1 protein-coding gene is annotated in these 1,189 nt (G+C 43.6%); it reads right to left on the bottom strand.

Annotated features, from left to right (window positions below; genetic code table 11):
* Nucleotides 1–12: 12 nt before the first annotated feature.
* A complete protein-coding gene (tuf, locus tag ACFINL_RS09670; protein WP_012755022.1) occupies nt 13–1,188 on the bottom strand; it encodes an elongation factor Tu in 1,176 nt (391 codons plus the stop codon).
* Between the last annotated feature and the right edge of the window lies 1 nt (nt 1,189).

Raw genomic sequence — 1,189 nt, 5'->3', positions numbered from 1 at the left:
AACAAGCATTATTTATTCAATGATCTTAGAGACGATACCGGCACCAACAGTACGACCACCTTCACGAATAGCAAAACGAAGTTTCTCTTCCATCGCTATCGGAACGATCAACGAAACATCCATCGCAACATTGTCACCTGGCATAACCATTTCCGTTCCTTCTGGAAGCGTAACAATACCTGTAACATCCGTCGTACGGAAGTAAAACTGAGGGCGATAATTCGTGAAAAATGGTGTATGACGTCCACCTTCATCTTTTGTCAAAATGTAAGCTTCTGCTTTAAACCGTGTATGAGGTGTAACGGATCCCGGCTTTGCCAATACTTGACCACGCTCAATCCCTTCACGGTCAACACCACGTAGCAGAGCTCCTATATTATCACCCGCTTGACCTTGATCCAAAAGCTTGCGGAACATTTCAACGCCTGTAACCGTCGTCTTAGAAGTTGGACGAATACCGATAATCTCGATTTCCTCTCCAACTTTAATAACACCACGCTCAACACGACCCGTAACAACAGTTCCACGACCCGAAATCGAAAAAACATCTTCTATCGGCATCAAAAATGGTTGATCAACAGGACGTTCAGGGGTTGGGATATAATTATCAACTTCACTCATTAAAAGACGAACAGCATCTTCACCAATACTTTTATCCTTATCCTCAAGAGCCGCCAACGCAGAACCCTTAACAATTGGTATATCATCGCCTGGGAAATCATATTTGGATAAAAGTTCCCGAACCTCAAGCTCTACAAGCTCCAAAAGTTCTGCATCATCAACCTGATCAACTTTATTAAGAAAAACAACAATTGCTGGAACACCAACCTGACGTGCAAGCAAAATATGCTCACGTGTCTGAGGCATTGGGCCATCAGCTGCTGAAACAACCAAAATAGCACCATCCATCTGTGCTGCCCCTGTGATCATGTTTTTCACATAATCAGCGTGTCCTGGACAATCAACGTGCGCATAGTGACGATTTTCCGTTTCATACTCAACGTGTGCTGTAGAAATAGTAATTCCACGTGCGCGTTCCTCTGGCGCAGCGTCAATTTGGTCATAAGCTTTAAATTCACCAAAATATTTCGTAATCGCTGCTGTCAACGAGGTCTTCCCATGATCAACGTGACCAATCGTACCAATATTAACATGCGGTTTTGTTCGTTCAAACTTGCTCTTCGCCATT

The sequence above is a fragment of the Bartonella sp. AA78NXGY genome (assembly GCF_042197005.1).
GTDB lineage: Bacteria > Pseudomonadota > Alphaproteobacteria > Rhizobiales > Rhizobiaceae > Bartonella.
The sequence above is the reverse complement of the archived record's forward strand: the minus strand, read 5'-3'. Positions and strand labels throughout refer to the sequence as shown.